The organism is Streptomyces sp. NPDC000878, assembly GCF_053599695.1.
The window spans coordinates 1-24,113 of record NZ_JBSFMT010000093.1; the positions used below are offsets into that span (position 1 = coordinate 1).

The following is a 24,113-nucleotide window of genomic DNA, read 5'->3' on the forward strand; positions in this document are numbered from 1 at the left end:
CTTTTAGCCCGTCCGGCGTTTGAGGACAAGGCCCGTTCAGGGCCGACAGCGGGGGTCTGGGGGCGCAGCCCCCAGGGATGGGAACGGGTAGGGGCGGCGGGGGCGAAAATCCCTACCGGCTCCGGTGCAGCGCCACCAGCAGCTGCCACACCTGGTGGGTGATCTCCTCCGACGTCGCCTCGATCCGGCCGTGCAGCCAGTCCGCCAGGACCCCCGCGAACGTGGCGGCCACCGCCGACGCGACCAGCGGCGCGTCCGCCGCGCCCGCGAGCTCACGTTCCGCAAGGCTCCGCGCGCGCAGATCCCGGTGCAGTACCTGACCCAACGGCCCCCCGCCCCCCGGGCTCAGCAGGGCCCGGTACAGCGCGGCGTGCGGAGCGAGGGCCGCGAAGAACTCCACGAGCGCGACCGGCGCGATCACCGGGTCGGGCCGGCCGCGCCAGGCGTGCAGGGCGTCCACCGCCTCCCGTACGACATCGGCGCAGGCATCGACGGCCAGCGCCTCCAGGTCGGGATAGTGGACGTAGAAGGTCGCCCGCCCGACCCCCGCCCTGCGCACCAGCGCGGCGACGCTGACCTCCGCCAGGGGGTGCTCGGCGCATTCCTCCAGCAAGGCCTCGCGGAGCCTCGCCCGGGTGCGGGCGGCCCGCGGGTCCTCGGGCACGCCGCGTGTCACCGGGCGACGAGGACGGCGGCCAGGGCGATGGCGCCGGGCAGCGCCTGGGCGAACAGGATGCGCCGGTTCGCCGTCGCGGCGCCGTAGACGCCGGCCACGATCACACAGGAGAGGAAGAAGACCTGCGCCCGGAACCCGGTCGGATCGGCGGCGATCAGCCCCCAGACCAGGCCCGCCGCGAGAAACCCGTTGTAGAGCCCCTGGTTGGCGGCCATCGCGGCGGTCGCGCGGGCCATCTCCGGGTCGAACCCGTGGAACTTGCGCCCCGGCGGACGCTGCCACAGGAACATCTCCATCACCAGGATGTACGCGTGCAGCGCGGCCACCAGACCGACCAGCACGTTCGCGACCGTCTCCATGCTCGGCAAACTCCTTCAGGTTTCTTGGACAGGTGTCCATCATGGACAGGTGGTCAGCATACATGGACGAGTGTCCAGGAAATCGCCGTCGGGTTGTCAGAGCCTGCCGATAGCGTCCCGATCATGACCGAACCCACGACCTCCGAACCCACGGCCTCCGACCTCACCATCACCGTCCGCCCCGCCCGTGCCGACGACATCCCCGGACTCGTCGCCTCCAGTACCGCCCTCTTCGCCGAGGACGCCGGTACCCGTGATCCGAGCGTCGACGTGGACTGGCCGCGCGAGCACGCCGCCGCTTCGTTCGCGTCGGCACTGGACGACCCGGCGCGTCTGGTGCTGGCGGTCGAGTGCGACGGTGCGGTGGTCGGTCATCTGATGGGCTCCCTCACCGAACCCACCGCCATGCGGCCGGTGAAGGCCGCCACCCTGATCAGCGTGTACGTCCGTCCCGCCCACCGGAGTTCGGGGGCCGGAGCACGCCTGGTGGAGGCCTTCGTCCGGTGGGCGGGGGAGCAGGGCGCCGAGCATGCCGAGGTGACCGCCTACGCGGCCAACACCGACGCCATACGTTTCTACGAGCGGAACGGCTTCGCACCGCAGTCCCTGACACTGCGCCTGAGCCTGAGCGCGGGCTGAGGCCCGGGCCTGGGCCTCTAGTCAGGCTGCCCCTCCGCCGCGTACACCCGCTCACCCCCCACATACGTGAGCGCCACCTTCGTCTCCGCGATCGCCTCCGGCGGGCCGGCGTACGGATCGCGGTCCAGGATCGTCAGGTCGGCCAGCGCCCCGGCGCGCACACGGCCCGTGTCGTCCAGGTGGTTGGCGTACGCCGAACCCGCGGTGTACGCCGTGAGGGCGTCCGTCAGGCCGATGCGTTCGGCGGGGAGGAACACCCGGGGTGATGCGGAGCCCGGTGCCGCGCGGTTGACCGCGACGTGGATCGCCTGGAGCGGGTCGGGGCTGCTGACAGGCCAGTCGCTGCCCGCCGCCAGGGTGGCCCCGGAGCGCAGCAACGCGCCGAACGGGTACTGCCACGCCGCCCGTTCGGGCCCGAGGAAGGGGATCGTCAGGTCGTCCATCTGGGGTTCGTGCATGGCCCACAGTGCCTGGATGTTGGCGACCGCGCCGAGCCGGGCGAAGCGCGGCACGTCGTCCGGGTGGACCACCTGGAGGTGGGCCAGATGCGGCCGGGTGTCGCTCGGCCCGTTCGCGGCGCGCGCGGCCTCGACGGCGTCCAGGGCGTCCCGTACGGCCCGGTCGCCGAGCGCGTGGAAGTGGCACTGGAAGCCGAGGGCGTCCAACTGCGTGACGTACTTGGGCAGTTCGGCCGCGTCCACGAAGCTCGTGCCCCGGTTGGCCGTGGCGCAGCCGCACTTGTCGAGGTAGGGGTCGAGCAGCGCGGCCGTGCCCGTCTCGGCGACCCCGTCCAGCATCAGCTTCACGCTGGTCGCCCGGAACCTGCCCCCGCTCAACGCGGCCCGCCGCTCCACGAGTTCGGGGATCTGCTCGGCCCCACGCTCCCGGTCCCACCACAGGGCGCCGACCACCCGGGCGGTCAGTGAACCGTCCCGGGCGGCGGCGAGGTAGGTCTCGGAGGGGTCCTCCATGCCGAGGAACGAGCCGACCAACGCGTCCTGCCAGGCCGTGACACCGAGCGAGTGCAGCCGGCGCTGCGCGGACAGCAGGGCCGCCAGCCGCTCCGCCGCCGTGACCGGCGGGGTCAGCCGGCCCACGTACTCCATGGCCCCTTCCTGGAGCATGCCGGTCGGCTCGCCCGAGGCGTCCCGTTCGAAGCGGCCGTCCGCCGGGTCCGGGGTGTCCCGCGTGATGCCCGCGAGTTCGAGGGCGCGCGTGTTGACCCAGGCCCCGTGATGGTCCCGGTTGGGCAGGTACACCGGGCGATCTGGGATCACCGCGTCCAGCAGCTCCCGGGTGGGCGTGCCCCCTTCGAAGGCCTCCATGGACCAGCCGCCGCCCGTGATCCACTCCTGCTCGGGATGCGCGAGGGCGTACGCGCGGACCACGGCCACCGTGTCCTCGGCGGTCTTCGTGTCGGTCAGATCGCACTGGGTCATTTCGAGACCGGCCGGCAGCGGATGGACGTGGGCGTCCTGGAAGCCCGGCAGGAGCAGCCGCCCGGCGAGATCGACCACCTCGGTCCCCGCCCCGATCAGATCGTGCACCTCGTCCCGGCCCACGGCGACGATCCGCCCACCGGTGACCGCGACGGCCGTGGGATTCCCGGGGGCGAAGACCGGCCCGCCGGTGAAGAGGAGTTCAGCGTGCATGTTCCGTTTCCTTGATGGTGTGGGGCGCCCCAAAGGGGCGCGGGGAACTGCGCGACCAGCCCCCACCGGCCCGCAGGTAAATTGAACCGCCAGCCCGCGGAGCTCACCGTGCCGACGGCTCCCGCACGGCCAGCAGCTGCGGCGCATCCGCATCCGTACCCCGACCGGTGCTGAAGTACGGCGACTTGCGCCCCCACTTCGCCCACGCCGCGGCCACGAAACCGGACGCGACCATCAGCGAGGGCACGAGAAGCAGGAACCAGCCGTTGTCGGGGCTGAGTTCGAGATGGTCGGCGGAGGTGTAGAAGGACCAGCCGAGATAGCCACCGAGACCGAGCAGCGTGGCCGCGCTCAGCGTGGGCAGCACCACCGCCCGTATGCCGTCCCGCCAGTTCTCGCGCAGCAGACCCCGGAAGCGTACGGCGGCGGCGAGTGCGGTGAGCGCGTACGACAGGGCGACCACCATGCCGATCGCGTTGACCGCCGCCAGGATCATGTCGGCGAGGCGCGGGATGACCAGGGCCAGCCCGGCGACGGCCGCCGCCAGCGCGCCGATCATCAGCGTCCCGGCCGCCGGGGTGCCGTACCGGGGGCTGACCCGGGACCAGGTCGGGCCGAGCGTACGGTCGCGGCTCATCGCGAACATCGCGCGGGCCGTCGGGATCACCCCGGCCTGCAAGGAGGCCACGGCAGAGAACATCAGCGCGACGAGCGGCAGCGCGGCCAGCGGCTGGTCGGCGAGCCGGTCGCCGAAGAACGCCAGCCCCTCGGCGCCGTGGCCCGCCAACTCGCCCTCCGACAGCACCCGTTGGAAGGCGATCGAGCCGAGCATGAAGAGGCCCAGCATCGTCACCAGGGTGGTGATCCCGGCCCGCGACGCCTGCCTCGGGTCCTTCACCTCCTCGTTCACACTGAACGCGGCCTCGAATCCCCAGTAGCAGAACACCGACAGCAGCATGCCCTGCGCGAGCGCTGACGCCGAGGGGATCTGGAAGGGGTCGAACCAGCTCAGGCTGAAGGGGTGCGGGCCGACGACGATGCCGTATCCGCAGAAGCCCAGCAGGACGACGTATTCGAAGACCAGCAGTCCGCCCTGGAGCCGGGCGGCCGTCCTGATGCCGGAGACCGCGGTCAGGGTGACGGCGACGAGGACCAGGATGCCGATGGCGGTCGTCTGCGCGGTCGATCCGGGGTCCAGGGTCAGCCCGGCCACCCGGGTGAGGCCCGCGTCGCCGGCCAACTGGATCAGCGCCGAGCCGGTGACCGCCGTGGTGTACGCCAGGAACACCACCGCCGCCACGATGTTCACCCAGCCGACCATGAAGCCGAGCCAGGGACTGAGCGAACGCCCCACCCACACATAGCCGTTGCCCGCGTTCGGCTCGACCCGGTTCAGTCGGGAGTAGGCGCCCGCGATGCCCAGGATCGGCAGGAACGCCAGCAGCATGATCGCGGGCAGATGCAGCCCGACCACCCCTGCCGTGACCCCGAGACCGATGCCGATGCTGGTCGTGGCCGCCGTGCTGGACGCGGCGATGGCGACGCCGTCCAGCACACCGAGGGACTTCCGCAGCCCGGGTGGGGGTGTGCCGTAGGGCTGGGGATCGGTCATGGCGGTCTCCGCTCACACCTGGGGGCCTCGGTCGACCCCGGTGAACGCACATGAAACTGCCCGGGGCCTTAACAGGTCAACGGTGTTGTCATAAGGTGCCGCCATCGGCCACCGCGCAGGAGGAAGAGGGGAAGCGAGGAAGTCCATGAGCGAACGTGTCGTCCCGCCCGCCGCCCGGCGGCGCAGGCGCCCCACCAAACAGGGCGTCGTCCTCTCCGAGGAGCTGATCGTCGAGACGGCGATGCGGCTGCTCGGCGAACACGGCGCCGAGGCCCTCTCCGTGCGCCGCCTCGGCCGCGCCCTCGGCGCCGACCCGAGCGCCCTGTACCGCTACTTCCGCGACACCGACGAGCTGATGCTCGCCATCGCCGACGAGCTGATCGGCCGTACGCTGCGCACCTGGCGCCCCAGCGGCGACTGGCGCGCCGACCTGCGGGATCTCGGCCTGCGGATGCACGCCGGAGCCCTCGCCCAACCGCAGGCGGCGGTGCTCAGCTCGTACCGGGTGACCGGACGGGCGTACGAGATCCAGGCCGTGGAGACCATCCTCGGGGTGCTGCGCGGGGCCGGGTTCCCGGACGCCGAGGCGGTACGGATCTACCACGCCTTCGTCGACCAGGCGCTCGCCTTCGGTGCCCTCGACTCGGCGAACGCGGCGCTGCCGAAGGCCGCCCGCGAGGCGGAGGCGGCCGTGTGGCGGGCGACCTACGCCCGGCTGCCCGCCGACACCCACCCGCACATCAACGCGACCGCCCGCCATCTCGTGATGGCCATGCGCCACAGCTCCTACCCGGCGGCCCTGGACCTCTTCCTGACAGCGGCGGCGGCCCGCCTCGCGCAGCTCACCGTGCCCGGTGGCGCACAGCCCGTGTGATTCCGGTGGACGGGGTACTCGCACCGGAGAGGGCTGCGGCGACCGGACCCGCCCCGGACTCCGTACGGAGGAAGCATGACCTTGGTGACAGCAGGCGTTGTGGTGCTGGACTGTGCAGAACCCGAGAAACTCGCCGCGTTCTACATGGAGTTGCTGGAGGCCGAGGAGACGGTGACGACCGTCAACCGCATCGAGATCAGGGCCGCCGAGGGAACCCGGATGGAGTTCCGCCTCGACGCGAACATGACCCCGCCGAGCTGGCCGCGCGCCGAGGCTTCCTTCCAGGTCCATCTGGACTTCCGCGTGAGCGATCTCGACGAGGCGGAACGCAGGGTGGTCGGGCTCGGCGGACGCGCCCTGGAGACGAACGACGCCGGCACACCGTACGAGGAGCGGGGGTACGCCGACCCGGCCGGCCACTCCTTCACCCTGCGCCGGGACGGGTCGACGGCGCCCGAGCAGCTTTGACGGCTCGCGGGGACGGGACGGAGGCGGAGGATACGGCGTCCGCGGACCGGCGGACACGGCTGACCGTGCTGGTCGCGCTGGGCGCCAATCTGCTGATCGTCGTCGCCAAGGCCGTGGGCGGGCTCCTCAGCGGGTCGCCCGCGCTCCTGTCCGAGGCCGCGCACTCCGTGGCCGACAGCCTCAACGAGGTCTTCCTGCTCGCCGCCCTGCGCCGCAGCCGCCGCCCCGCCGACCGGCGGCACCCCTTCGGCTACGGCAAGGAACGGTTCTTCTGGTCGCTGCTCGCGGCCGTCGGCATCTTCGTCATGGGCGGCTGCTTCTCCTTCTTCCAGGGCGTGGAAGCGCTCAAGGGCGGCGCGGAGGAGTCCTTCGACGGCTATGTGGTGGGCCTGGCCGTGCTCGGCGTCGCACTGCTCGCGGAGGGCACCTCGCTGCTGCGGGCCGTGCACCAGGCGCGCCGGGAAGGTGCTGCCGGTGGTACGGGGGCTCTGCGCGACCCCGCCCTGCGTACGGTGATCGCCGAGGACGGCACCGCCGTGCTCGGCGTGACGCTCGCCCTCGCGGGCATGGCCCTGCACATGGCCACCGGGCAGGCCGTGTGGGAGGCGTCCGCCTCCCTCGCCATCGGGGTACTGCTCGTCTGCGTCGCCTACTGGCTGGGCCGGGACGCCCGCGCCCAGCTCGTCGGGGAGGCCATCGACCCGGAACTGAGCCGGGAGATCCGCGCCCTGCTGGCGGCCCAGCCCGAGATCGACAGCGTGGAGGCGCTGTTCACGATGAAGATGGGCCTCGACTCCACACTGGTGGCCGCCCGGATCGATCTCGTCCCCGGTCTCGACAGCGAGCGGGTCGAGGAGATCGCCGTACGCATCAAGCGCTCCGTGGCCCGAGCGGTCCCCGAGGCCGGCGAGATCTTCCTCGACGTGACCGACGCGGATGCGAAGGAGGCAGGGGAAAGCCCCGCCGCGACGGGGGAGCGCGGCGGGGCCTGAGGCTCGGATGCCCGGGGGTGAGGACTTCATGCCTCCCGGAACCGGAATTTCTTTCCGCCCGGCCGAGAACGGCTGCCGGGGTCAGTTCCCTTCGAACGGATCGAGGACGAACACGGGGATCTCACGGTCGGTCTTCTTCTGGTACTCGGCGTACTGGGGGAACGCGGCGACCGCCCGCTCCCACCACGTGGCCTTCTCCTCGCCGGTCACCTCACGGGCGACGAAGTCCTGGCGTACCGGCCCGTCCTGGAGGTCGACGTGCGGATCGGCGACGACGTTGAAGTACCAGACCGGGTGCTTGGGGGCGCCGCCCAGCGAGGCGACCACCGCGTACACCCCGTCGTGTTCCACCCGCATCAGCGGCGTCCTGCGGATCTTGCCGCTCCGGGCGCCCCGGGTGGTGAGCAGGATCACCGGCATGCCGGTGTCCATCAGGGTCGTTCCCTTGGTTCCGCCGGAGCTCTCGTACAGCTCCACCTGGTCCCGCACCCACTGGGTCGGACTGGCTTCGTACTCGCCCTCAAGAGGCATGGCTCACGTCCCATCGTCTCGTCGCGTGTGACTGTCGCTCATGAGGGTGAACACCCGAGCAGGGTTTATTCATCCGGGGCGCGTACGAAACCGCTTTACCCGCGAGGTAATCGCCCCGTTCGGCGTACTCGGCCACAGTGGGGCCCATGACACCCGCAGCCACCACCCGCTCCGTCGTGAACGACCTGCTGACCCGGATCGGCGAGGGCGACCCGGAGCGGATCGCGGAACTGTACGCGGAGGAGACCGGCTGGCGGCTCAGCTGGCCGGAGGACGAGCACGGCCGCGCCGCCACCCCGTGGATCCGCCATCGCGCCGGCCGTGCCGACGCCGCCGCCCACTTCCGTGACCTGGGCGCCCACCATGTCCCCGGCGAGGCCGCCACCGAGATCGAACGGGTGCTGGTCGACGGCGAGGACGCGGTCGTGCTGGGCGAGATCCGGCAGACGGCCAGGGCCACCGGGCGCCCCTACCGCGCCCGGTTCGCCCTGCACCTGACCGTGCGGGACGGTCTCGTCATACGCCATCACGTGTACGAGGACAGCCTCGCCGTCGCCCGCGCTTTCGCACCGGACGACGACTGAGGACTTCGCCCGCGGCCGTGCGTCATGTCGGTGACACCACCATCCGCACGGCCAGCGCCATGATCACCGCGCTGGACACGAGCGCCGTCACCAGCCGCCCGCGCCGGCCCGTGAGCACCCGGCCGAGCAGTGCGCCGCCGGAGGCGACCAGCAGCTGCCAGCTGGCCGAGGCGAGGAAGGCCGCGAGCACGAACACCCCTTGCTCCCAAGGGGACACGGCGTCCGAGGCCCGGCTGCCGAGCACCAGGGCGGCGAAGTAGATCACGGTGGTGGGGTTGAGCAGCGTGATGCCGACCAGCAGGAGATACGCCCGGAGCGGACTCGGCGGTGTCGGGTCGGCGCGGGTGGAGAGCGCGCCTTCGCGGTACTGCCGCAGGGCGCCGGCCCCGCCCCGCAGCGCGAGCATGGCCAGCACCACGGCGGAGGCCCAGCGCAGCGGCACCAGCACCGGCTGCAGGGCACCGGCCAGCGCGGAACCCCCGAGGGCGGCCAGCAGGGCGTAGAGCCCGTCGGCGGTGGCGATGCCGAGCGCGGCGCAGACACCGGTCCTGAGGGACGTACGGGCGGTGAGGGAGACGAGATACGTCGCGACGGCTCCGACGGGGATGGCGATGCCGTACCCCGCGAGCAGCCCCGCGACCAGCGCGGCCGTCATGACCGGGGAAGCACGGGCCTCCAGGGGCGGCCGGGCTGCTGCTGGAACCGCACCGGACGAGCGGCGGCGGACATCAGCGGCAGGAGGGCGTCGATCGTAGGCATGGCGTGATCCTGGGGGCGGAGGCCCGGGACCGGCAACTCATTTAGGGTTTCCGGATGACCGAGCCGACCCGACAGGCCCCGAAACCCTTCCTCTACGTCGTCGTCTGCGCCGCCGGAATCGCCTCCGACATCAGCAAGTTGATCACCGCCGCGCAGGAACGCGACTGGGAGGTCGGAGTCATCGCCACGCCCCTCGCCACGGGCTTCTTCGACACGGCCGCCGTCGAGGCGCAGACCGGCCGCCCGATCCGGTCCGCCTGGCGCAAGCCCGGTGATCCACGGCCCTTCCCGGCGCCCGACGCCGTGCTGGTCGCGCCCGCCACCTTCAACACCCTCAACAAATGGGCGGCCGGCATCGCCGACACCCTCGCCCTGGGCACGCTGTGCGAGGTGTACGGGATGGGGGTGCCGATCGCCGTACTGCCGTGCGTGGGCGACGCGTTGGCCGCTCATCCCGCGTACCGGGCGAGTCTGGAACGGCTGGGCGGGATGGGGGTGCGGTTCGGGGATCCGTACGCCGGAGACGTCCAAGAGGGCGGTGGGTGGCCGGAGTTCGAGTGGGAGCGGGGGCTGGAGCTGCTCGTCGCGCGGTGATCGGTCACGCGGGATCCGTCACACGGTGATGTCGAGCGGGGCGCCCATCGGCAGCCAGCGGAACCGGTCCCGGATGTCGCCGGGCGCCATCGCCAGTTCCGCCTCGATCGACCGCCGGCCCTCCTGGAAGTGCCGCCAGCCCTCGTAGTGCACGGGCAGGGCGGTCCGGGGTCTCAACTCGCCGCACAGGGACACCGCTTGGGCCGCCGTCATCGTGTAGCGCAGGGGGCCGGTCAGGGGGAAGCGGACGCCGCCCAGATGGAGGAGTGCCGTGCCGACGGTCAGCCGGTGGGCGACGTCCCGCACACCGTCGTACAGGACGGTGTCCCCGGAGATCCACAGCACGCCGTGCCGCTGTCCCTCCCAGCGCAGGGCGAAGCCCGTCACCTCGCCGACCACCGGGCGGGAGAGCGGTGGGCCGTGCCGGGCCGGGGTCGCCGTGACCTCGATCGGCGGGCGGCCCGGGGCCGTCAGGCGGTACGTGGTCCAGGGGGCGAGGCCGTGCGCGTTGCCGCCGAGCCTGCGCGCCCCGGACGGGGTCGTCAGGACGACGTCCACCCCGGGGAGCAGGGCCCGGCCCGCCGTGTCGAGGTTGTCGCCGTGGTGGTCGTGGGTCAGCAACACGGCGTCCAGCGGGGGGAGTTCGGCGGCTGCCAACGCCGGACCCGTGGTCTTCACCGACGAGGTGCCCCAGCCGAAGGAGTAGCGCCGGCCGGGCGGGTCGAACGTCGGATCCGTCAGCAGCCGCCAGCCGCCCGCCTCGATCAGCGTGGTCGGTCCGCCGATGTGCGTGACGCGGGCCTCGGTCATACGGGTTCCCTCCGGGTTGCGGATGCCCGGGGAGGCCGAGGTCCGGCCGCCCCGGGCTCTTTACGGTCTACCGGGCGTGCTCGACCGCCCACGCCAGCACGTCGTCCGCGACCTCCTCCCAGCCGGGCGCGGCGGGAAGCAGGTGCGGCCGTCCCGCGTACTCCCTGATCTCCGTGACCGTCTTCGACTTGTAGTGCTTGGCGTTGGACTGCTGCACCTTGGGCGGCATCAGATGGTCCAGCTCGCCCGAGACGAACAGCAGCGGCGCGCGGTCGTCGTTGTGGTAATTGACGTACGTGCTCTGGTGGCCGGGGCGCAGGGTGGCCAGGGCGCTGTCGAAGAAGATGCTGCCGGACGCCGGGACCGCGTACCGCTCGTACAGCCGCCGGGACTCCTCCTCGGCGAACGTGTTCGTGAACGCGTAGTGCCACTGCTCGAAGTTCAGGCCGACCGCCCGGTGCCGGTTGGCCGGGTTCTTCAGCACCGGGAAGGCCGCCTTGATCTGGGTCAGCGGCAGCACCGCGACCCCCTCCGTCGGCGCGGAGTTGATCGCCACGCCCGCCGCTCCGTGGCCCCGGTCGAGCAGCAGCTGGACGAAGACACCGCCCGCGGAGTGGCCGATGAGGATCGGCGGCTTGTCCAGGGAACGGACGACGCTCTCCAGGCTCTCGACGATCTGCGGGACCGTGACCTGCTCGACCGGCGTCGGGTCCGCGTTGAGTGACTCGACCTCCACCTCGAAGCCCGGGTAGGCGGGCGCGAGGACGCGGTAGCCGCGCTTCTCGTAGTGGTCGATCCAGTGTTCCCAGCTGCGGGGGGTGACCCAGAAGCCGTGGATCAGGACGATGGTGTCGGGAGTGCTCATCGGGTGCTCCTCAGTCGGTGGCGCGGTACGCGGCCTTGATCTGGCGGACGACAGCGTCCGGGCGGGACATCATCACGACGTGCGAGGCCCCCTTGACCTCGACGGTCCGGCTGCCGGCCCGCTCGGCCATGAACCGCTGCACCGCCGGCGGGATGACGTTGTCGGCGGTCGGGATGACGTACCAGGAGGGCAGGGTCTTCCACGCAGGTACTCCGCTGCCGCTGCCCAACCCTTCGAGGCTGCCCGGGCGTTGGGCCGCCGCCATGACCTGGGTCGTCCTCCTCGGCAGGTCCTGGGCGAAGACGTCGTGGAACTTCGCCGGGTCGATGTAGCCGTCGTGGCCGTCGGGGGCGCCCGGCTGCGGATACGTCCGGACCAGGAGCGACTCGGGCAGCTTGCTGCCGGGGAACTTCCCGGCCAGGTCCAGCGCGGTCTCGCCCTGGTCGGGCGCGAAGGCGGCGACGTACACCAGCGCCTTGACGTTGGCCCGGTCGCGCGCCGCGTTGGTGACGACCTCGCCGCCGTACGAGTGGCCCACCAGGATCACCGGCCCCGGGATGCTCGCCACGACCGACGAGACGTAGGCCGAGTCGGCGGCCAGGTCGCGCAGCGGGTTGGCCGGGGCGATCACCGGGAAACCGGCGTCCTGAAGGGACTTGATCGTGGCGTTCCAGCCCGACGCGTCGGCGAACACCCCGTGGACGAGCACGACGGTCGGCTTGGGGGCGGTTCTCTGCGCCGCCGTGGCCGCCGGGGACGAGGGTGCCACGGCGCCGGTCAGTCCGACGACCAGGGCGCAGCTCGCGAGGACCGTGCCCAGGGTGCGGTGGAGTCGCATGCTCACGAAGTTCCTTCCGGGGATCAGGAGTTGAGGAAGTCGAGGAGATCCGCGCTCAGTTGGTCCTTGTGCGTGTCCGTGATGCCGTGCGGTGCGCCCGGATAGACCTTGAGCGTCGCCGACTTGATGCGGGCCGCCGAGGCCCTGCCGCCGACGTCGATCGGCACGACCTGGTCGTCGTCGCCGTGCACGACCAGCGTCGGTACGTCGAAGGCGTCCAGGTCGGCGCGGAAGTCGGTGGCGGAGAAGGCGGCGACGCATTCGTAGGCGCCCCGGTGCCCGGCCTGCAGACTCTGCCGCCAGAACGCGTCCCGGATGCCCTGCGAGACGTGTCCGCCGGGCCGGTTGTGACCGAAGAACGGCCCGTCGGCCAGATCCCGGTACAGCTGGGAGCGGTCGGCCAGCGAACCGGCCCGGATCCCGTCGAAGACCTCGCCCGTGACCCCGCCCGGGTTGTCGTCCGTCTTCAGCATGAACGGCGGTACGGCGGACACCAGCGCGAGCTGTGCGATGCGCCCGGTGCCGTGCCGGCCGACATAGCGGGCGACCTCGCCGCCGCCGGTCGAGAACCCGACGAGGGTCACGTCCCGCAGGTCGAGGGTGTCGATGAGGGTGGCCAGGTCGTCGGCGTACGTGTTCATCTCGTTGCCGTGCCAGGTCTGGGTGGAACGGCCGTGACCGCGCCGGTCGTGCGCGATCGCCCGGAAGCCGTGGGTCGCCAGGAACAGCTGCTGTGCCTCCCAGCTGTCCGAGTTCAGCGGCCAGCCGTGGGCCAGGACGACCGGGCGGCCCTGGCCCCAGTCCTTGTAGAAGATCTCCGCGCCGTCCGCTGCGGTGACGTATGGCATGGGGGTGTGCTCCCGTCTGCGGGACTTGTCCGACCCCCTGATCGTCGTCGGGTCCGGCGGGCCCCGTACCCCGTGGAGCGCGTAGTCGTGACCCCGGATCAGAGTCCCGGGGCCTGGGCGAGCTGCCGCCGGGACGTCACGTCGAGCTTCCGGAAGATCTTCCGCAGGTGGTAGTCGACGGTGCTCGCGCTGATGAACAGCTGGGCGGCGATCTCGGCGTTGGTCGCGCCGCCCTTCGCGAGACGGGCGACGGTGAGTTCCTGCGGGGTGAGCGCGCTGGCCGTTCCGGCGGGTCCGCGCTGGGGGTGTTCGCCCGTCGCGGCCAGTTCCTGGGCGGCGCGGGCCGAGAAGCCGGTGGCGCCCATCGCGTCGAACAGGCCCACCGCCGTACGGAGTTGCTCGCGGGCGTCCTTGCGGCGGCGCAGCCACTCGCCGTAGTGGAGATGGGCGACCGCCAGATCGGCCCGCGCCCGGGTCCCGGACAGCAGCTCGATCGCCTCGGCGTAGAGCGGCTCGGCCTCGTCGGCCGGGGCGAGCAGGGCCCGGCAGCGGGCCAGCACCCCCAGCCCCCACGGCGTGTCGGCGGCCGTCGCCCGGGAGGCGAGCGTCCCCAGGGCGGCCGTGGCGAGGACGCGGTCGCCGCAGCGTACGGCCGCCTCGACGAGGTGGGGGAGGAGCCGGGAGTGGACGCCGTACGCGTCGTGCTCGACCAGCGCGTGAGCGTGGTCGCGGGCGGTGGCGTAGTCGCCGCGGCTCAGGGCCAGCACGGTCATCCCGATACGGGCGATCGACTGGACCGCACCGGCACCCAGCCAGGTGCCCGCCTCCATCGAGCCCTGGAGGATGGCGTCGAGGTTCTCGGAGTCGCCGTGCCAGGCCAGGAGTTCGGGATGCCGGTAGATCGCCCACACATCGTCGGTCGCGCCGATCGCCGCCCGGATCTGGTTCCCCTCCGCGTGCAGGGCGTCGGCGCCGGCCAGCTCGCCGAGGTTGGTCTCGGACATCACCGCGCAGTACAGGGCGCTGTCCAGCTGGATGAGCGCGCCGGCGGCCCGGGCCACGTCCGCGGCCCGGCGCAGCACCGCGGTCTGGGTCCGCTCGTCCCACCGGATCATCGACATGGTCACGGTCGGCAGAAAGGCGCGCAGTACCTCCTCGTCGGGCGTGCGCGGGTCCAGCACCATCGCGCAGGCCCGCCGCAGATGCGGAACGGCACTCTCGTAGCCGTCGAGGGCCAGCACGGCGAACGCGCGCAGCACCAGATCGACGCCGGTGGCGGGACCGGAACGCGGGACGAGCGTCTCGATGGCCCGGGCGACCTCGGCCGGCGAGGTGTCCCGGCCGAGGTGCTCCGCGGTGATGATGCCGTGGATCGCCTGGAGGAACGCCTCGCGGGCCAGCTCCGGCGCCCCCTCGGTGAGCAGCAGCGCGGCCCGCAGACACAGGGAGGGCGCCCGCGAGAACGAGTCCGCGTCGCCCAGCGCAAGGACCGCGTAGGCCCTGACCAGCAGGATCCGGCCCCGGCCGGCCGCGTCGAGCAGACCGACGTCCACCGCGTCGAGCAGCGACTCCGCCTGCAAGGGTGCCCCGGCCCGCAGCGCGGCCTCGGCCGCCGCCAGCAGCCGCCCGGCCCGGGCACCGTCCTCGGGGGTCAGTTCGGCGGCCCGGGTGAGGAAGGTGGCGCGGGCCGCGAACCCGCCCCGGGCGCCCGCCCGGTCGGCCGCGCGCTCCACCTCCGCCGCGACCTCGGCGTCCGGACCGAGCGCGGCGGCGGCCAGGTGCCAGGCCCGCCGGTCGCTGTCGGCGGGACGGTCGGTGGCCTCGGCCAGCGCACGGTGGGCGCGCCGCCGCTCCACGCTGGTGGCACCCCCGTACACCGCGGAACGCACCAGCGGATGCCGGAACGCGGCGGCGGCCCGCAGCACCACCAGCCGGGCGGTCTCGGCCGGGCCCGACGCCTCGGGGCCGATCCCGAGCCGCTTGGCCGCGCCCGTGACGTAGCCGAGGTCGCCGCCCGGTTCGGCGGCGGCCAGCAGCAGCCAGGTCTGCGCGGCCTTGGGCAGTGCGCGCACCCGTTGGAGGTAGTGCGCCTCCAACCGCCCGCCCACCGGCAGCGGTTCGGGCAGCGCGAGGCCGCCCGCCAGCTGGTCGGCGGACAGTTCCTGGCCGAGGTCCGCCAGCGCGAGGGGGTTTCCGGCGGTGGCGGTCACGATCCGCGCCGCGACCTGGGCGTCCAGCGGCCCGGCGACGGCCTCGCGCAGCAGCTCCAGCGCGAACGGCTCGGCCAGCCCGGTGACTTCGGTGACGGGCAGCCCCGCCGGTACGTCGAACCCGGTGCGCGCGGCGAACAGCAGCCCGACCCCCTCCGCGTGCACCCGGCGCCCGACGAACGCCAGCACGCCCAGGGTCTCCTCGTCGAGCCACTGGGCGTCGTCCACGAGCGCCAGCACCGGCCGCCGCTTCGCCTCCTCCGCGAGCAGGGTGAGCGTCGCCAGCCCGACGAGGAAACCGTCGGCGGGCGGCCCGTCGGCCAGCCCGCAGGCCACCCGCAACGCCTCGCGCTGGGCCGCCGACAGCGGCCCGGGCTCCTTGAGCGCCTCCAGGAACGGTACGAGCAGCCGGTGCAGCGCCGCGAACGGGAAACCGGCCTCCGCCTCGACACCGGCGACGCGCAGCACCCGGAGCCCGGCGGCCTCGGTCGCCGCGTGGTCGAGCAGCACGGTCTTCCCGATGCCGGCGTCCCCGCGCAGCAGCTCGACCCGGCTCAGCCCCGCGCGAAGATCGGTGACGAGCTGATCCAGTAACTCCCGTTCCGCCGCACGCCCTTTGAGGATCAACCCAACACCCTTCAGGAGAGCCTCAGTTGGAGGCCGGGGACAGCTGGACTGTGTGGTTTCTGTGAAGCCCTCACATTCAAACAGGAGCACCGCCCGAGCAGGGGACGATGTCCCCGTTCCGGCCTCAACACCGGCTGAGGCGCCGGATGTTGTCCGATCAGCGGGTCTTACGGACGTACTCGGGGCTGCCCGGCATCGACACGTCGACATCCCTGCGGACGATGCTCAGCCGGTCGCCGAAGGCCGCGACGGCCTTGCGCAGCCCGGAGTCGGTGTACTCGATCACGACGACCCGGTCGTCGAACGCCTCCGCGTACTCCCCGCACTCGTCGAACTCCCCGCACTCCTCCGCGACCGCGAAGTCCAGCCCTGCCTTCTTCCTGAGCCCGGCCAGCTCCACGGTGTTCTTCTGGCCGATGGCCAGCCCGCGGGCGTGCGCGTGCCGGGAGAGAAGGGTGATGAAGGCGGTGGCGTCGGCGGCGGTGAGGAGGTCGTCGGAGCGGGTGTAGCTGTCGTAGTTGTCGGGCTCGACCGCGTCGAAGCCCTTGTCGGCGCAGCCGTCGACCCACTCGTTCACCCGCGCCGCGATCCGCTTCCGCTTCGCCGCCGTACCGATGTCGAGCAGCGCCTCGTCCCAGTCCTCGTCGACGACGACCTCGCCGTCCGGGTTCCGCAGCAGCAGATCGGCGGGCCACGCCTTCTCGTCACCGGGCTGCGCCTGGAAGGCATTGACATAGCAGATGTTGTAGAGACCGGGCGCGGGAGCCGCCGTACGGTCGCGGCTGACGATCCGCACACCCGCCGGAGGACGGTAGGCGCCGCCGATCTGGTAGTCGAAGCCGACGTGCAGTGGGGGCAGCCGGACCTCGGCCGAAGTGGTGGGCGAGGGCGTCGAGTCGGGCCGCGTGTCGTTGTCCGCCTGCGGCGGTGAACCGCACGCCGTGAGTCCCCACAGGGCCGCGCAGACGGTCGCCAGCACGACCGCCGTCGTCCCGGGACGTCCGACGCGGGATACACCCTTGACGGGCATGTCCGCTCCATCAGTCGCGGGTACGGCCCCGCCTCGGACGCCGTGGCGTTCCTGGCGACTCGGGCCGGACTCGAACCTGGTCCACTACCGGCTGGGCGCACCTCTGCGCACCGGGGCACACGGCCTCGGCACGATCAGGATCAAAGCCTCCGGGACGCGCCCAGTCAAGTCGGCCCAGGGCGGTCTCTCCTGACTCGTCGGTCAGTTATCTGGCCGTCTATGGTCATGACATGAACGGAGACCGCAACGCGTCGGCCTTACGCGATTCCTCGGCTCGCCCCACCGGTGCCGCCGTATGAACCCCTCCCGTCCCGGCGAGGAGTGGATCGTCGGCCGTGACCGTGAACTCGCCCTCCTCGCCGACCTGGTGGACGAGGCCATGGCCGAACCCGCCGATCTGCCGGGCACCTTGCCCGCCGTCCTGGTCGTGACCGGCGGACCGGGCGCCGGCAAGAGCGTGCTGCTCGACGCCGCGGGACGCACCGCCCGCCGGGCCGGACTGCGCGTCCTGCGCTGCCGGGGCTGCGAGGGGGAGTCCGGGCTGCCGTTCGCCGGACTGCACCAACTCCTGCGGCCCGTACTGGACCTGGCCGGTGGCCTGCCCGTACGCCAACGGGCCGCACTGCTCGGCGTGTTCGGGCTGGACCCCGAGCAGACACAGGACACGGCTGCCGACCCGCTGCTCACCTCGCTCGGCGCCCTCACCCTGCTCTCCGACGCGGCGAGCCGGGAGCCGCTGCTGCTCGTCATCGACGACGCCCACTGGCTCGACGTGGGCACCCTCGACGTCCTCGCCTTCGTCGCCCGGCGCCTCGAAGGGGAACGGGTCGCGATGGTGCTGGCCGCCCGCGACAACGCCGTACCATCGCAATTCGCCTACGAGAGGCGGCAGCTGGCCGTCGAGCCGCTGCCCCCGGCCGCCGCCGGACGCCTCCTCGACCTCCAGCCCGAACCGCCCGTCGGACGCGCCCGCTCCCGCATCCTCGACCAGGCGGCCGGCGTCCCCCTCGCCCTCGTCGAACTCGCCCGCGCGGTCAGCCGCGACCCCGACGCCGGACAGGACGGCGCCACCGACGAACTGCCCCTCACCGACCGGCTGGAGGCGATCTTCGCCGCCGACCTGCCCGAACTCCCCGCCCCCACCCGCTGGTTGCTGCTCCTCGCCGCAGCCGCCGAGACCGCCGAACTGCCCGTCATCCTCTCCGCCGCCGGGGACACCGCCGCCCCCGTCGACTGGCGGCCCGCCGAACGCGCCGGACTCGTCCGCATCGACGACGGCCGGCTCCGCTTCCGGCATCCGCTGATCCGCTCCGCCGTCTACCAGTCCGCGAGCTACGCCGAGCGCCACGCGGCCCACACCGCCCTCGCCGACGTCCTCACCGGCGACCCCGACCGGCGCGCCTGGCACCGGGCCGCCGCCGTCCTGGGCGTCGACGAGGAAGCCGCCCAGGGCCTGGAGGACAGCGCGGGCCGCGCCCAGCGCCGGGGCGGCTACGCGGGCGCCGCCGCAGCACTCGAACGGGCGGCCCGGCTCAGCCCCGACCCGGACGTCCGCGCCAAGCGCCTGGTCCGGGCCGCGACCATGGCGATGTACGCCGGACACCCGCGCTGGGTCAGCGAGCTGGCCACCCACGCCCTCACCCTCACCGACGACCCGGCCGTCCTGGCCGAGGCCTCGCTCCGGGCCGGCTGGGCGCTCGCCGTGACCAGCCGCTTCGAGGACTCGCTCGGCTTCCTGCTGCCCGTCGCCGAGGCCGCCGTCGAGACCGACCCGGCCCTCGCCCTCGACGCCCTGTCCACGGCCACCACCGCCAACTACCACTCCGGGGACGCCTCGTCGCGCGAGCGGATCCAGCGCGTCACCGACCGCGTCCCGCCCCAGGACGACGAGGCGTCCCGACTGTGGGCGCTGGCCGGCTGCGACCCCGTACGCCACCGCGAGCGGGCCCTCGCGCTGCTCAGGGGCACCGACTGGACCGAGCACCCGACCGGACACCCGCGCGGGGTCGCCCGGGACCGCAGACTGTCCCGGCTGGTCGTCGTGGGCGCCGCCGCCTGGGTCCTGGACGAGACCACCGAAGCCGTCCGGCTGCTCGGCGCCGCCCTGGACCAGCTGCGGCGCTCCCCGACGGCCGGCGTCAACGCCACCGTCGCCTGGGTCCTCGCGACCACCCTGTACGAGAGCGGCTCCTGGACCCAGGCCCGCACGATCGGCGACGAGGCCCACCGCACGGCGGCCGAGGCGGGCCTGGAGGTCGTGGCCGTCGGCGCGCCCGTCCTCGGCGCCACGATCCTCGCCCTGCGCGGCGACCCCGACGTGGCCCGGGCCGCCGTACAGCGGGCCGTCCACGGCATCGATCTGCCGGGCTCCCGCAGTCTGCAGGTACGCACGCACTACGCGCTCGGCGCCGCCGCCCTCGCCGAGGGCGATCACGCCGGCGCCTACGCCCGCTTCCGGGCCGTCTACACCCAGGACCCCGAGCCCGAGCCGGTGCACTTCCAGGCCTCCGACTACTTCCTGGCCGACCTCGCCGCAGCGGCCGTCCGCACCGGCCACGCCGACGAGGCACGCCGGATCGTCGACGCGACCCGGCGCCGCCTCGCCGCCGGCCGGATCTCCGCGCGGCTGGACGCCGTACTGCACCGGGCGGGCGCACTGCTGAGCGACGGAGACGAGGCCGAGGCCCACTTCACGGCCGCGCTCGCCGACCCGGACGGCGAACAGTGGCCGTTCGAGCGGGCGTTGGTCCGCCTCGACCACGCGGAGTGGCTGCGCCGCCGACGCCGCTCGGTCGAGGCCCGCCCGCTGCTCACCAGCGCCCTGGACGTCTTCGAGCGGGTGGGCGCCCGCCCCTGGACGGAACGCGCCCGCGCCGAACTGCGGGCCGCCGGCGTCACCCCCACCACCGCACCCCGCGACGCCCTCGCCGAACTCACCCCGCAGCAGCTCCAGATCGCCCGCCTGGCCGCCGCCGGCCTCACCAACCGCGAGATCGGCGAACGCATCTTCCTCTCACCCCGCACGGTCGGCTTCCACCTCTACCGCGTCTTCCCCAAACTCGGCATCACGGGCCGCGCCCAACTGCGCGACGCGCTGCCGGACGGCTCCTAGCCAGGACGTACGCTCGCTCTCGTACTCGTACCCCGGCCGAAGGCAGGAGCAGCAACGATGCAGTACGTGAAGCTCGGTTCGACGGGTCTGGACGTGTCGCGGATCTGTCTGGGCTGCATGAGCTACGGACTTCCCGACCGCGGCAACCACGAGTGGACCCTCGACGAGGAGGCGTCGCGCCCGTTGATCCGCCAGGCCCTCGACGCCGGCATCAACTTCTTCGACACGGCGAACGTCTACTCCGACGGCTCCAGCGAGGAGATCGTCGGCAGGGCGCTCGCCGACTTCGCCCGCCGGGACGAGATCGTGCTGGCCACCAAGGTGCACGGCCGGATGCGGCCCGGGCCCAACGGCGGCGGCCTGTCCCGCAAGGCGATCCTCACCGAGATCGACCACAGCCTCACCCGCCTCGGCACCGACTACGTCGACCTCTACCAGATCCACCGCTACGACCCCGTCACCCCGGTCGAGGAGACGATGGAGGCGCTGCACGACGTCGTCAAGGCGGGCAAGGCCCGCTACATCGGGGCGAGTTCGATGTACGCCTGGCAGTTCTCGAAGGCCCAGTACACGGCCCGGGAACACGGCTGGACCCGGTTCGTGTCCATGCAGAACCACTACAACCTCCTCTACCGCGAGGAGGAGCGCGAGATGCTGCCCCTCTGCGCCGACCAGGGTGTCGGCGTCCTGCCGTGGAGCCCGCTCGCCCGTGGCCGGCTCACCCGCGACTGGGGCACCACCACCGAGCGCAGCGAACGCGACGACTTCGGCCGCACCCTCTACCCGGAGGGCGACCGCACGATCGTCGAGGCGGTCGCCCGTATCGCGGCTCAGCGGGACGTTCCCCGTGCCCAGGTGGCCCTGGCCTGGCTGCTCCGCCAGAACCCGGTGACCGCCCCGATCGTCGGCGCCACCAAGCCGCACCACATCGACGACGCGGTGGCCGCCGTCGACCTCGACCTGACCGACAAGGAGATCGAGGAACTGGGGCAGCCGTACACCCCGCACCCGATCAGCGGCCACTGACCTTCCGGACCGGTCATGGCATGATCGGCGCACATCCGGGGAGGGGGCGGCGTATGCGGCCGTGGGGGCGGGGCAGGCGCGAGCGGGAACAGGCGCTCGGGCGCGCGGAGTCGGCGCTGCGGGACGCGTCGGCCGGGTTCTACGAGGTCGAGGTGAGCCTGCGGCGCATCACCTTCCTGCGGGACGAGGTGCAGCGGCTCATCGACGAGCGGATCGGGCTGAACCGCGCGGAGTGCCGGGGGCTCATGGCCGGTAACGAGGAGGTCCTCACCCGGCACAACACCATCTTCGGCGAGTACTTCACCGACCTCGACGCGTGGACCCCGCTCGCCAGGCATGACACGGCGGCCCGACTGGACGACGCGGCAACGGTGTTCACGGAGTGGTCCGGCCTCTGGGACGGGATCCTCGACAACCACCGCGACGGCGAGGACGAGCGCGCCGGCCTCTTCGACACCCTCGGGCGCTTCCGTACCGAGTGCCGGCCGATCCTCACCGACGCCGCGGAGTCGACGGCGGCGGCCCGGCGCGACCTCGACACCCTGGCCGACGACGGCGTCCGAAGCCGCTCACTGGGGCGTGCCCTGCGCACGCTGGAAGGCGAACTGGACCGGCTCTCCGACGGCAGGACCACCGTCGCGAAACGGGCCGACGTCGCGTCGTGCGGGCGCCGACTGCACGCGGAGGCCGAGGACATACGGCGCCGGCTGAGCGCCGTACGACCCCGGCTCGCGGTGCTGACGAAGACCGCCGGGGTCGGTTGACGGTCGGAGTCGGTTGACGGCGACCGGGCGCCGCCGCTGTCAGTGCGGGGCGGACGCCGCCGTCAGTGGGGCGCGGACGTCGCCCCGAACTCCGTACCGCACGGCCCCGCGCCTTCGCTCTCGCGCAGCCGGACCCGGGCGCCGTCCATTGAGACCGTGCGGTAGAAGCGGCCGATCCGCTCGGCCGAGCGGCCCACGTAGTGCCCGATGAACGAGCGGCGGAACCGGTCGGCGCTGCGGTTGGGCTGCGAGCCGTGCACCAGGCTGCCGTTGAAGAACAGGACATCACCCGGCGCCATGTCGACCGGCACCGTGGCCAGACCGGGCGGCGGCGGCACGTAATCCCGGGCGAAGGACACCCCGGCGTCCGCCTCCTCCGGACAGAACAGGTCCATCCGGTGTGTGCCCGGCACGACCTCCAGGCCGCCGTTGCCCCGGTCGATCGACTCGCAGGCGATCCACGCGGCCACACAGGTCCCCGGCTCGACCCGCAGATAGAAGTTGTCCTGGTGCAGCGCCTGCCCCCGGGCACCCGGCGGCTTGAAATAGAACATGCTCTGCGCGGCCAGCACCTCCTCACCGAGCAGCACCTCGAGAACGGCACGCAGCCGGGGGTCGAGGAGCAGGCCGAGCGACGGCTCGTGGAACTCGTGCGGCTGCATCACGCGCGGATACGCGTCCAACGGGTCGACCGGGTGCCCGTCCTGCCCGGACGGCCGCGGCTCGAAATGCCCCGGCACCGGACCGTCCGCGTGCAGCGCCGCGAACTCGGCACGGAGCGCGGCGATCTCCTCGTACCCGAACAGACCCCGTACGACGGTGAATCCGTCCTCCTCGAACCGTCGGCGCCCTTCCTCCGGCAGGATGGGGGCGCCGGCGGCGCCGATGCCTGTGACTGTCATCGTCCACTCCTTCGGTCCGCTGCGACTCGCCGTCACACTAGGGGCGCCGCACCCCGGGGGAGGATGCCCGTGAACGCTGACGGATTGCCCGAGACCGCTGTCCCAGCACCGCCGCCCGGTCTGGTGACCGTCGGGCGCTACGACGAGGGACCGGGGTACGCCGTCAACCGGCCGCAGGGCGCCGACAGTTGGCTGTTCACCTGGACGACCGGGGGCCACGGTCTGCTGACTCAGGGCGCGGCCGGGGTCCGGGCCGGCGCCGGGGACCTGGTCGTCCTCGGCCCCGGAGTGCGCCACCGCTATCTGGTCCAACCGGGCGCCCGGCACTGGCGGTTCTGGTGGGCGCACTGCCAGGCCCGCCCGTCCTGGACGGCCTGGTTGAGCCCGTACGCCGTCGGCGACGGCATGTACGTCGTCGCCCCGGTGCCGGACGCCCTGCACGACCGGATGGCGACGGCGTTCGCCCGAATGCTGTCCGACGCCCGCTGGCCGGGCAGCGACACACGGCCGTTCAATTCCCCGCCCGATTCCGCTACTCCGTCGGTCCCCGAGAGCCCGATAGCCGTCGCACACGGCACCGCCGCCCGGGAACTCGCCCTCTGTTCCCTGGAGGAAATCGTTCTGCTCGCCTCGGCAGCGGCCCGGCCCCTTCCACAACGGCCGGGAATCGACGACCGGGTGAGCCGTGCGGAAGCCCTCATCGCCGCCGATCCCGCCGCCCCGCACACCGTCCGGTCGCTCGCCGAGGGCGTCGCGCTCTCGCCCTCGCGGTTCGCGCACCTGTTCACCGAGCAGCTCGGCCGGTCCCCGATGCGGGCACTGCGCGAGGCCCGACTGCGCCATGCGGCCCGGCTGTTGGAGGCCACGGACCTGCCGGTGGAGCGTGTCGCCGTCGCCTCCGGCTTCGCCAGCCCCTTCCACTTCAACCGGGTGTTCCGTGAACGTCACGGGACGCCGCCGGGCGCGTACCGGACGCTGTGCAGGCGCGTACCAGCGGTAACCGAGTCCGCTATTGGTTCTGTGGCGGCTCCTGGGCAGCGAGGTGAAGGAACCGGTCAACTCACGTGACGGTGCCGTGTGTTGCAGGGATCTACCACAGGTCCGGAACGTGAGCTGGGGAAACGCGCAGGTAGCGGTGGCGGGACGGCGTAGACAGGCGGTTTTGCGCCACCGGCAGTGGACTACCGCCAATGGTTGCGAAACAGTCCTGAGTGAACTGAATACCGTTTGCAATGAGGATGTTGATACAGTGGCAATCCCAAAAGGATGCATCCCATTGACATGTCGTCAACCGTATTAGGCCGTGCTGGAATGCGGAAAACGGCGTGATCTCTTGTTCCA

The 24,113-nt window shown here is 72.6% G+C and carries 24 protein-coding genes; 11 read left to right on the forward strand and 13 right to left on the reverse strand.

Features of this window, described 5'->3' with window-relative positions; all coding sequences use genetic code 11:
* Positions 1–112: 112 nt before the first annotated feature.
* Positions 113–676 (reverse strand): TetR/AcrR family transcriptional regulator, encoded by a 564-nt coding sequence (locus ACWDR4_RS44395; protein ID WP_450417162.1) that lies wholly within the window; start codon positions 674–676, stop codon positions 113–115.
* Positions 673–1,035, reverse strand: coding sequence for a DUF1304 domain-containing protein (locus tag ACWDR4_RS44400; protein WP_105975628.1), 363 nt, complete (start codon positions 1,033–1,035; stop codon positions 673–675). The genes ACWDR4_RS44395 and ACWDR4_RS44400 overlap by 4 nt, the downstream gene beginning before the upstream one ends.
* Before the next feature lie 123 nt (positions 1,036–1,158).
* Here ACWDR4_RS44400 and ACWDR4_RS44405 point away from each other — a divergent pair, with 123 nt between their 5' ends.
* Complete coding sequence (locus ACWDR4_RS44405) at positions 1,159–1,674, forward strand: N-acetyltransferase family protein (RefSeq protein WP_450417164.1); 516 nt, start codon at positions 1,159–1,161, stop codon at positions 1,672–1,674.
* A 17-nt stretch (positions 1,675–1,691) separates the two neighbouring features.
* On the opposite strand, the gene ACWDR4_RS44410 is transcribed toward ACWDR4_RS44405, so the two are convergent.
* Entirely contained in the window at positions 1,692–3,326 is a 1,635-nt protein-coding gene (locus ACWDR4_RS44410) for an amidohydrolase (RefSeq protein WP_450417166.1), read from the reverse strand.
* Between the two features lie 103 nt (positions 3,327–3,429).
* A complete protein-coding gene (locus tag ACWDR4_RS44415; protein ID WP_450417168.1) occupies positions 3,430–4,938 on the reverse strand; it encodes an APC family permease in 1,509 nt (502 codons plus the stop codon).
* Positions 4,939–5,083: 145 nt separating this feature from the next.
* Between ACWDR4_RS44415 and ACWDR4_RS44420 the strand changes: the two genes are divergently transcribed.
* The 3 genes from ACWDR4_RS44420 to ACWDR4_RS44430 all read left to right on the forward strand — a co-directional run bounded on the left by ACWDR4_RS44420 (position 5,084) and on the right by ACWDR4_RS44430 (position 7,272).
* Entirely contained in the window at positions 5,084–5,812 is a 729-nt protein-coding gene (locus ACWDR4_RS44420; RefSeq protein ID WP_450417170.1) for a helix-turn-helix domain-containing protein, read from the forward strand.
* A gap of 75 nt (positions 5,813–5,887) precedes the next feature.
* Positions 5,888–6,280 carry a VOC family protein gene (locus tag ACWDR4_RS44425; protein ID WP_450417172.1) on the forward strand — a complete coding sequence of 131 codons (393 nt, stop codon included), beginning with the start codon at positions 5,888–5,890 and terminating at the stop codon, positions 6,278–6,280.
* Positions 6,277–7,272 (forward strand): cation diffusion facilitator family transporter, encoded by a 996-nt coding sequence (locus ACWDR4_RS44430; protein ID WP_450417174.1) that lies wholly within the window; start codon positions 6,277–6,279, stop codon positions 7,270–7,272. The genes ACWDR4_RS44425 and ACWDR4_RS44430 overlap by 4 nt, the downstream gene beginning before the upstream one ends.
* 81 nt (positions 7,273–7,353) lie before the next feature.
* Here ACWDR4_RS44430 and ACWDR4_RS44435 read toward each other — a convergent pair whose 3' ends face one another.
* Positions 7,354–7,803 carry a nitroreductase family deazaflavin-dependent oxidoreductase gene (locus tag ACWDR4_RS44435; RefSeq protein ID WP_450417175.1) on the reverse strand — a complete coding sequence of 150 codons (450 nt, stop codon included), beginning with the start codon at positions 7,801–7,803 and terminating at the stop codon, positions 7,354–7,356.
* A 146-nt stretch (positions 7,804–7,949) separates the two neighbouring features.
* On the opposite strand from ACWDR4_RS44435, the gene ACWDR4_RS44440 reads away from it, so the two are divergent.
* Positions 7,950–8,387, forward strand: a complete 438-nt coding sequence (locus ACWDR4_RS44440) for a nuclear transport factor 2 family protein (RefSeq protein WP_450417177.1) — start codon at positions 7,950–7,952, stop codon at positions 8,385–8,387.
* Positions 8,388–8,409: 22 nt separating this feature from the next.
* Here the strand turns inward: ACWDR4_RS44440 and ACWDR4_RS44445 are convergent, their stop codons facing one another.
* Positions 8,410–9,042: a LysE/ArgO family amino acid transporter gene (locus ACWDR4_RS44445; RefSeq protein WP_450417179.1), complete on the reverse strand. Its 633-nt coding sequence runs from the start codon at positions 9,040–9,042 to the stop codon at positions 8,410–8,412.
* Positions 9,043–9,200: 158 nt separating this feature from the next.
* On the opposite strand from ACWDR4_RS44445, the gene ACWDR4_RS44450 reads away from it, so the two are divergent.
* Entirely contained in the window at positions 9,201–9,740 is a 540-nt protein-coding gene (locus ACWDR4_RS44450; protein ID WP_450417181.1) for a flavoprotein, read from the forward strand.
* 18 nt (positions 9,741–9,758) lie between these two features.
* On the opposite strand, the gene ACWDR4_RS44455 is transcribed toward ACWDR4_RS44450, so the two are convergent.
* The 6 genes from ACWDR4_RS44455 to ACWDR4_RS44480 form a co-directional block, all read right to left on the reverse strand.
* Complete coding sequence (locus tag ACWDR4_RS44455) at positions 9,759–10,550, reverse strand: MBL fold metallo-hydrolase (protein WP_450417183.1); 792 nt, start codon at positions 10,548–10,550, stop codon at positions 9,759–9,761.
* A 67-nt stretch (positions 10,551–10,617) separates the two neighbouring features.
* Complete coding sequence (locus ACWDR4_RS44460; protein WP_450417185.1) at positions 10,618–11,415, reverse strand: alpha/beta hydrolase; 798 nt, start codon at positions 11,413–11,415, stop codon at positions 10,618–10,620.
* A gap of 10 nt (positions 11,416–11,425) precedes the next feature.
* On the reverse strand, positions 11,426–12,253 hold the full coding sequence (locus ACWDR4_RS44465; RefSeq protein WP_450417207.1) for an alpha/beta fold hydrolase: 828 nt from the start codon (positions 12,251–12,253) through the stop codon (positions 11,426–11,428).
* A gap of 23 nt (positions 12,254–12,276) precedes the next feature.
* The gene (locus ACWDR4_RS44470) at positions 12,277–13,101 is read right to left on the reverse strand and encodes an alpha/beta fold hydrolase (RefSeq protein ID WP_450417187.1); all 825 of its coding nucleotides are present in this window, start codon (positions 13,099–13,101) and stop codon (positions 12,277–12,279) included.
* A 98-nt stretch (positions 13,102–13,199) separates the two neighbouring features.
* Positions 13,200–15,938, reverse strand: a complete 2,739-nt coding sequence (locus ACWDR4_RS44475; RefSeq protein ID WP_450417189.1) for a helix-turn-helix transcriptional regulator — start codon at positions 15,936–15,938, stop codon at positions 13,200–13,202.
* A gap of 157 nt (positions 15,939–16,095) precedes the next feature.
* On the reverse strand, positions 16,096–16,968 hold the full coding sequence (locus ACWDR4_RS44480; RefSeq protein ID WP_450417190.1) for an endo alpha-1,4 polygalactosaminidase: 873 nt from the start codon (positions 16,966–16,968) through the stop codon (positions 16,096–16,098).
* On the opposite strand from ACWDR4_RS44480, the gene ACWDR4_RS44485 reads away from it, so the two are divergent.
* From ACWDR4_RS44485 to ACWDR4_RS44500, 4 genes are all read left to right on the forward strand, one after another.
* Positions 16,967–17,161 carry a hypothetical protein gene (locus tag ACWDR4_RS44485; RefSeq protein WP_450417192.1) on the forward strand — a complete coding sequence of 65 codons (195 nt, stop codon included), beginning with the start codon at positions 16,967–16,969 and terminating at the stop codon, positions 17,159–17,161. The two genes, ACWDR4_RS44480 and ACWDR4_RS44485, sit on opposite strands and share 2 nt — an antisense overlap.
* A 102-nt stretch (positions 17,162–17,263) precedes the next feature.
* The gene (locus tag ACWDR4_RS44490; protein ID WP_450417193.1) at positions 17,264–20,080 is read left to right on the forward strand and encodes a helix-turn-helix transcriptional regulator; all 2,817 of its coding nucleotides are present in this window, start codon (positions 17,264–17,266) and stop codon (positions 20,078–20,080) included.
* A gap of 57 nt (positions 20,081–20,137) precedes the next feature.
* Entirely contained in the window at positions 20,138–21,106 is a 969-nt protein-coding gene (locus ACWDR4_RS44495) for an aldo/keto reductase (RefSeq protein WP_450417195.1), read from the forward strand.
* 53 nt (positions 21,107–21,159) lie between these two features.
* Complete coding sequence (locus tag ACWDR4_RS44500) at positions 21,160–21,870, forward strand: hypothetical protein (RefSeq protein WP_450417196.1); 711 nt, start codon at positions 21,160–21,162, stop codon at positions 21,868–21,870.
* Between the two features lie 62 nt (positions 21,871–21,932).
* Here the strand turns inward: ACWDR4_RS44500 and ACWDR4_RS44505 are convergent, their stop codons facing one another.
* On the reverse strand, positions 21,933–22,772 hold the full coding sequence (locus ACWDR4_RS44505) for a phytanoyl-CoA dioxygenase family protein (protein ID WP_450417197.1): 840 nt from the start codon (positions 22,770–22,772) through the stop codon (positions 21,933–21,935).
* 63 nt (positions 22,773–22,835) lie between these two features.
* Between ACWDR4_RS44505 and ACWDR4_RS44510 the strand changes: the two genes are divergently transcribed.
* A complete protein-coding gene (locus tag ACWDR4_RS44510; RefSeq protein WP_450417199.1) occupies positions 22,836–23,840 on the forward strand; it encodes a helix-turn-helix domain-containing protein in 1,005 nt (334 codons plus the stop codon).
* The last annotated feature ends 273 nt before the right edge of the window (positions 23,841–24,113 follow it).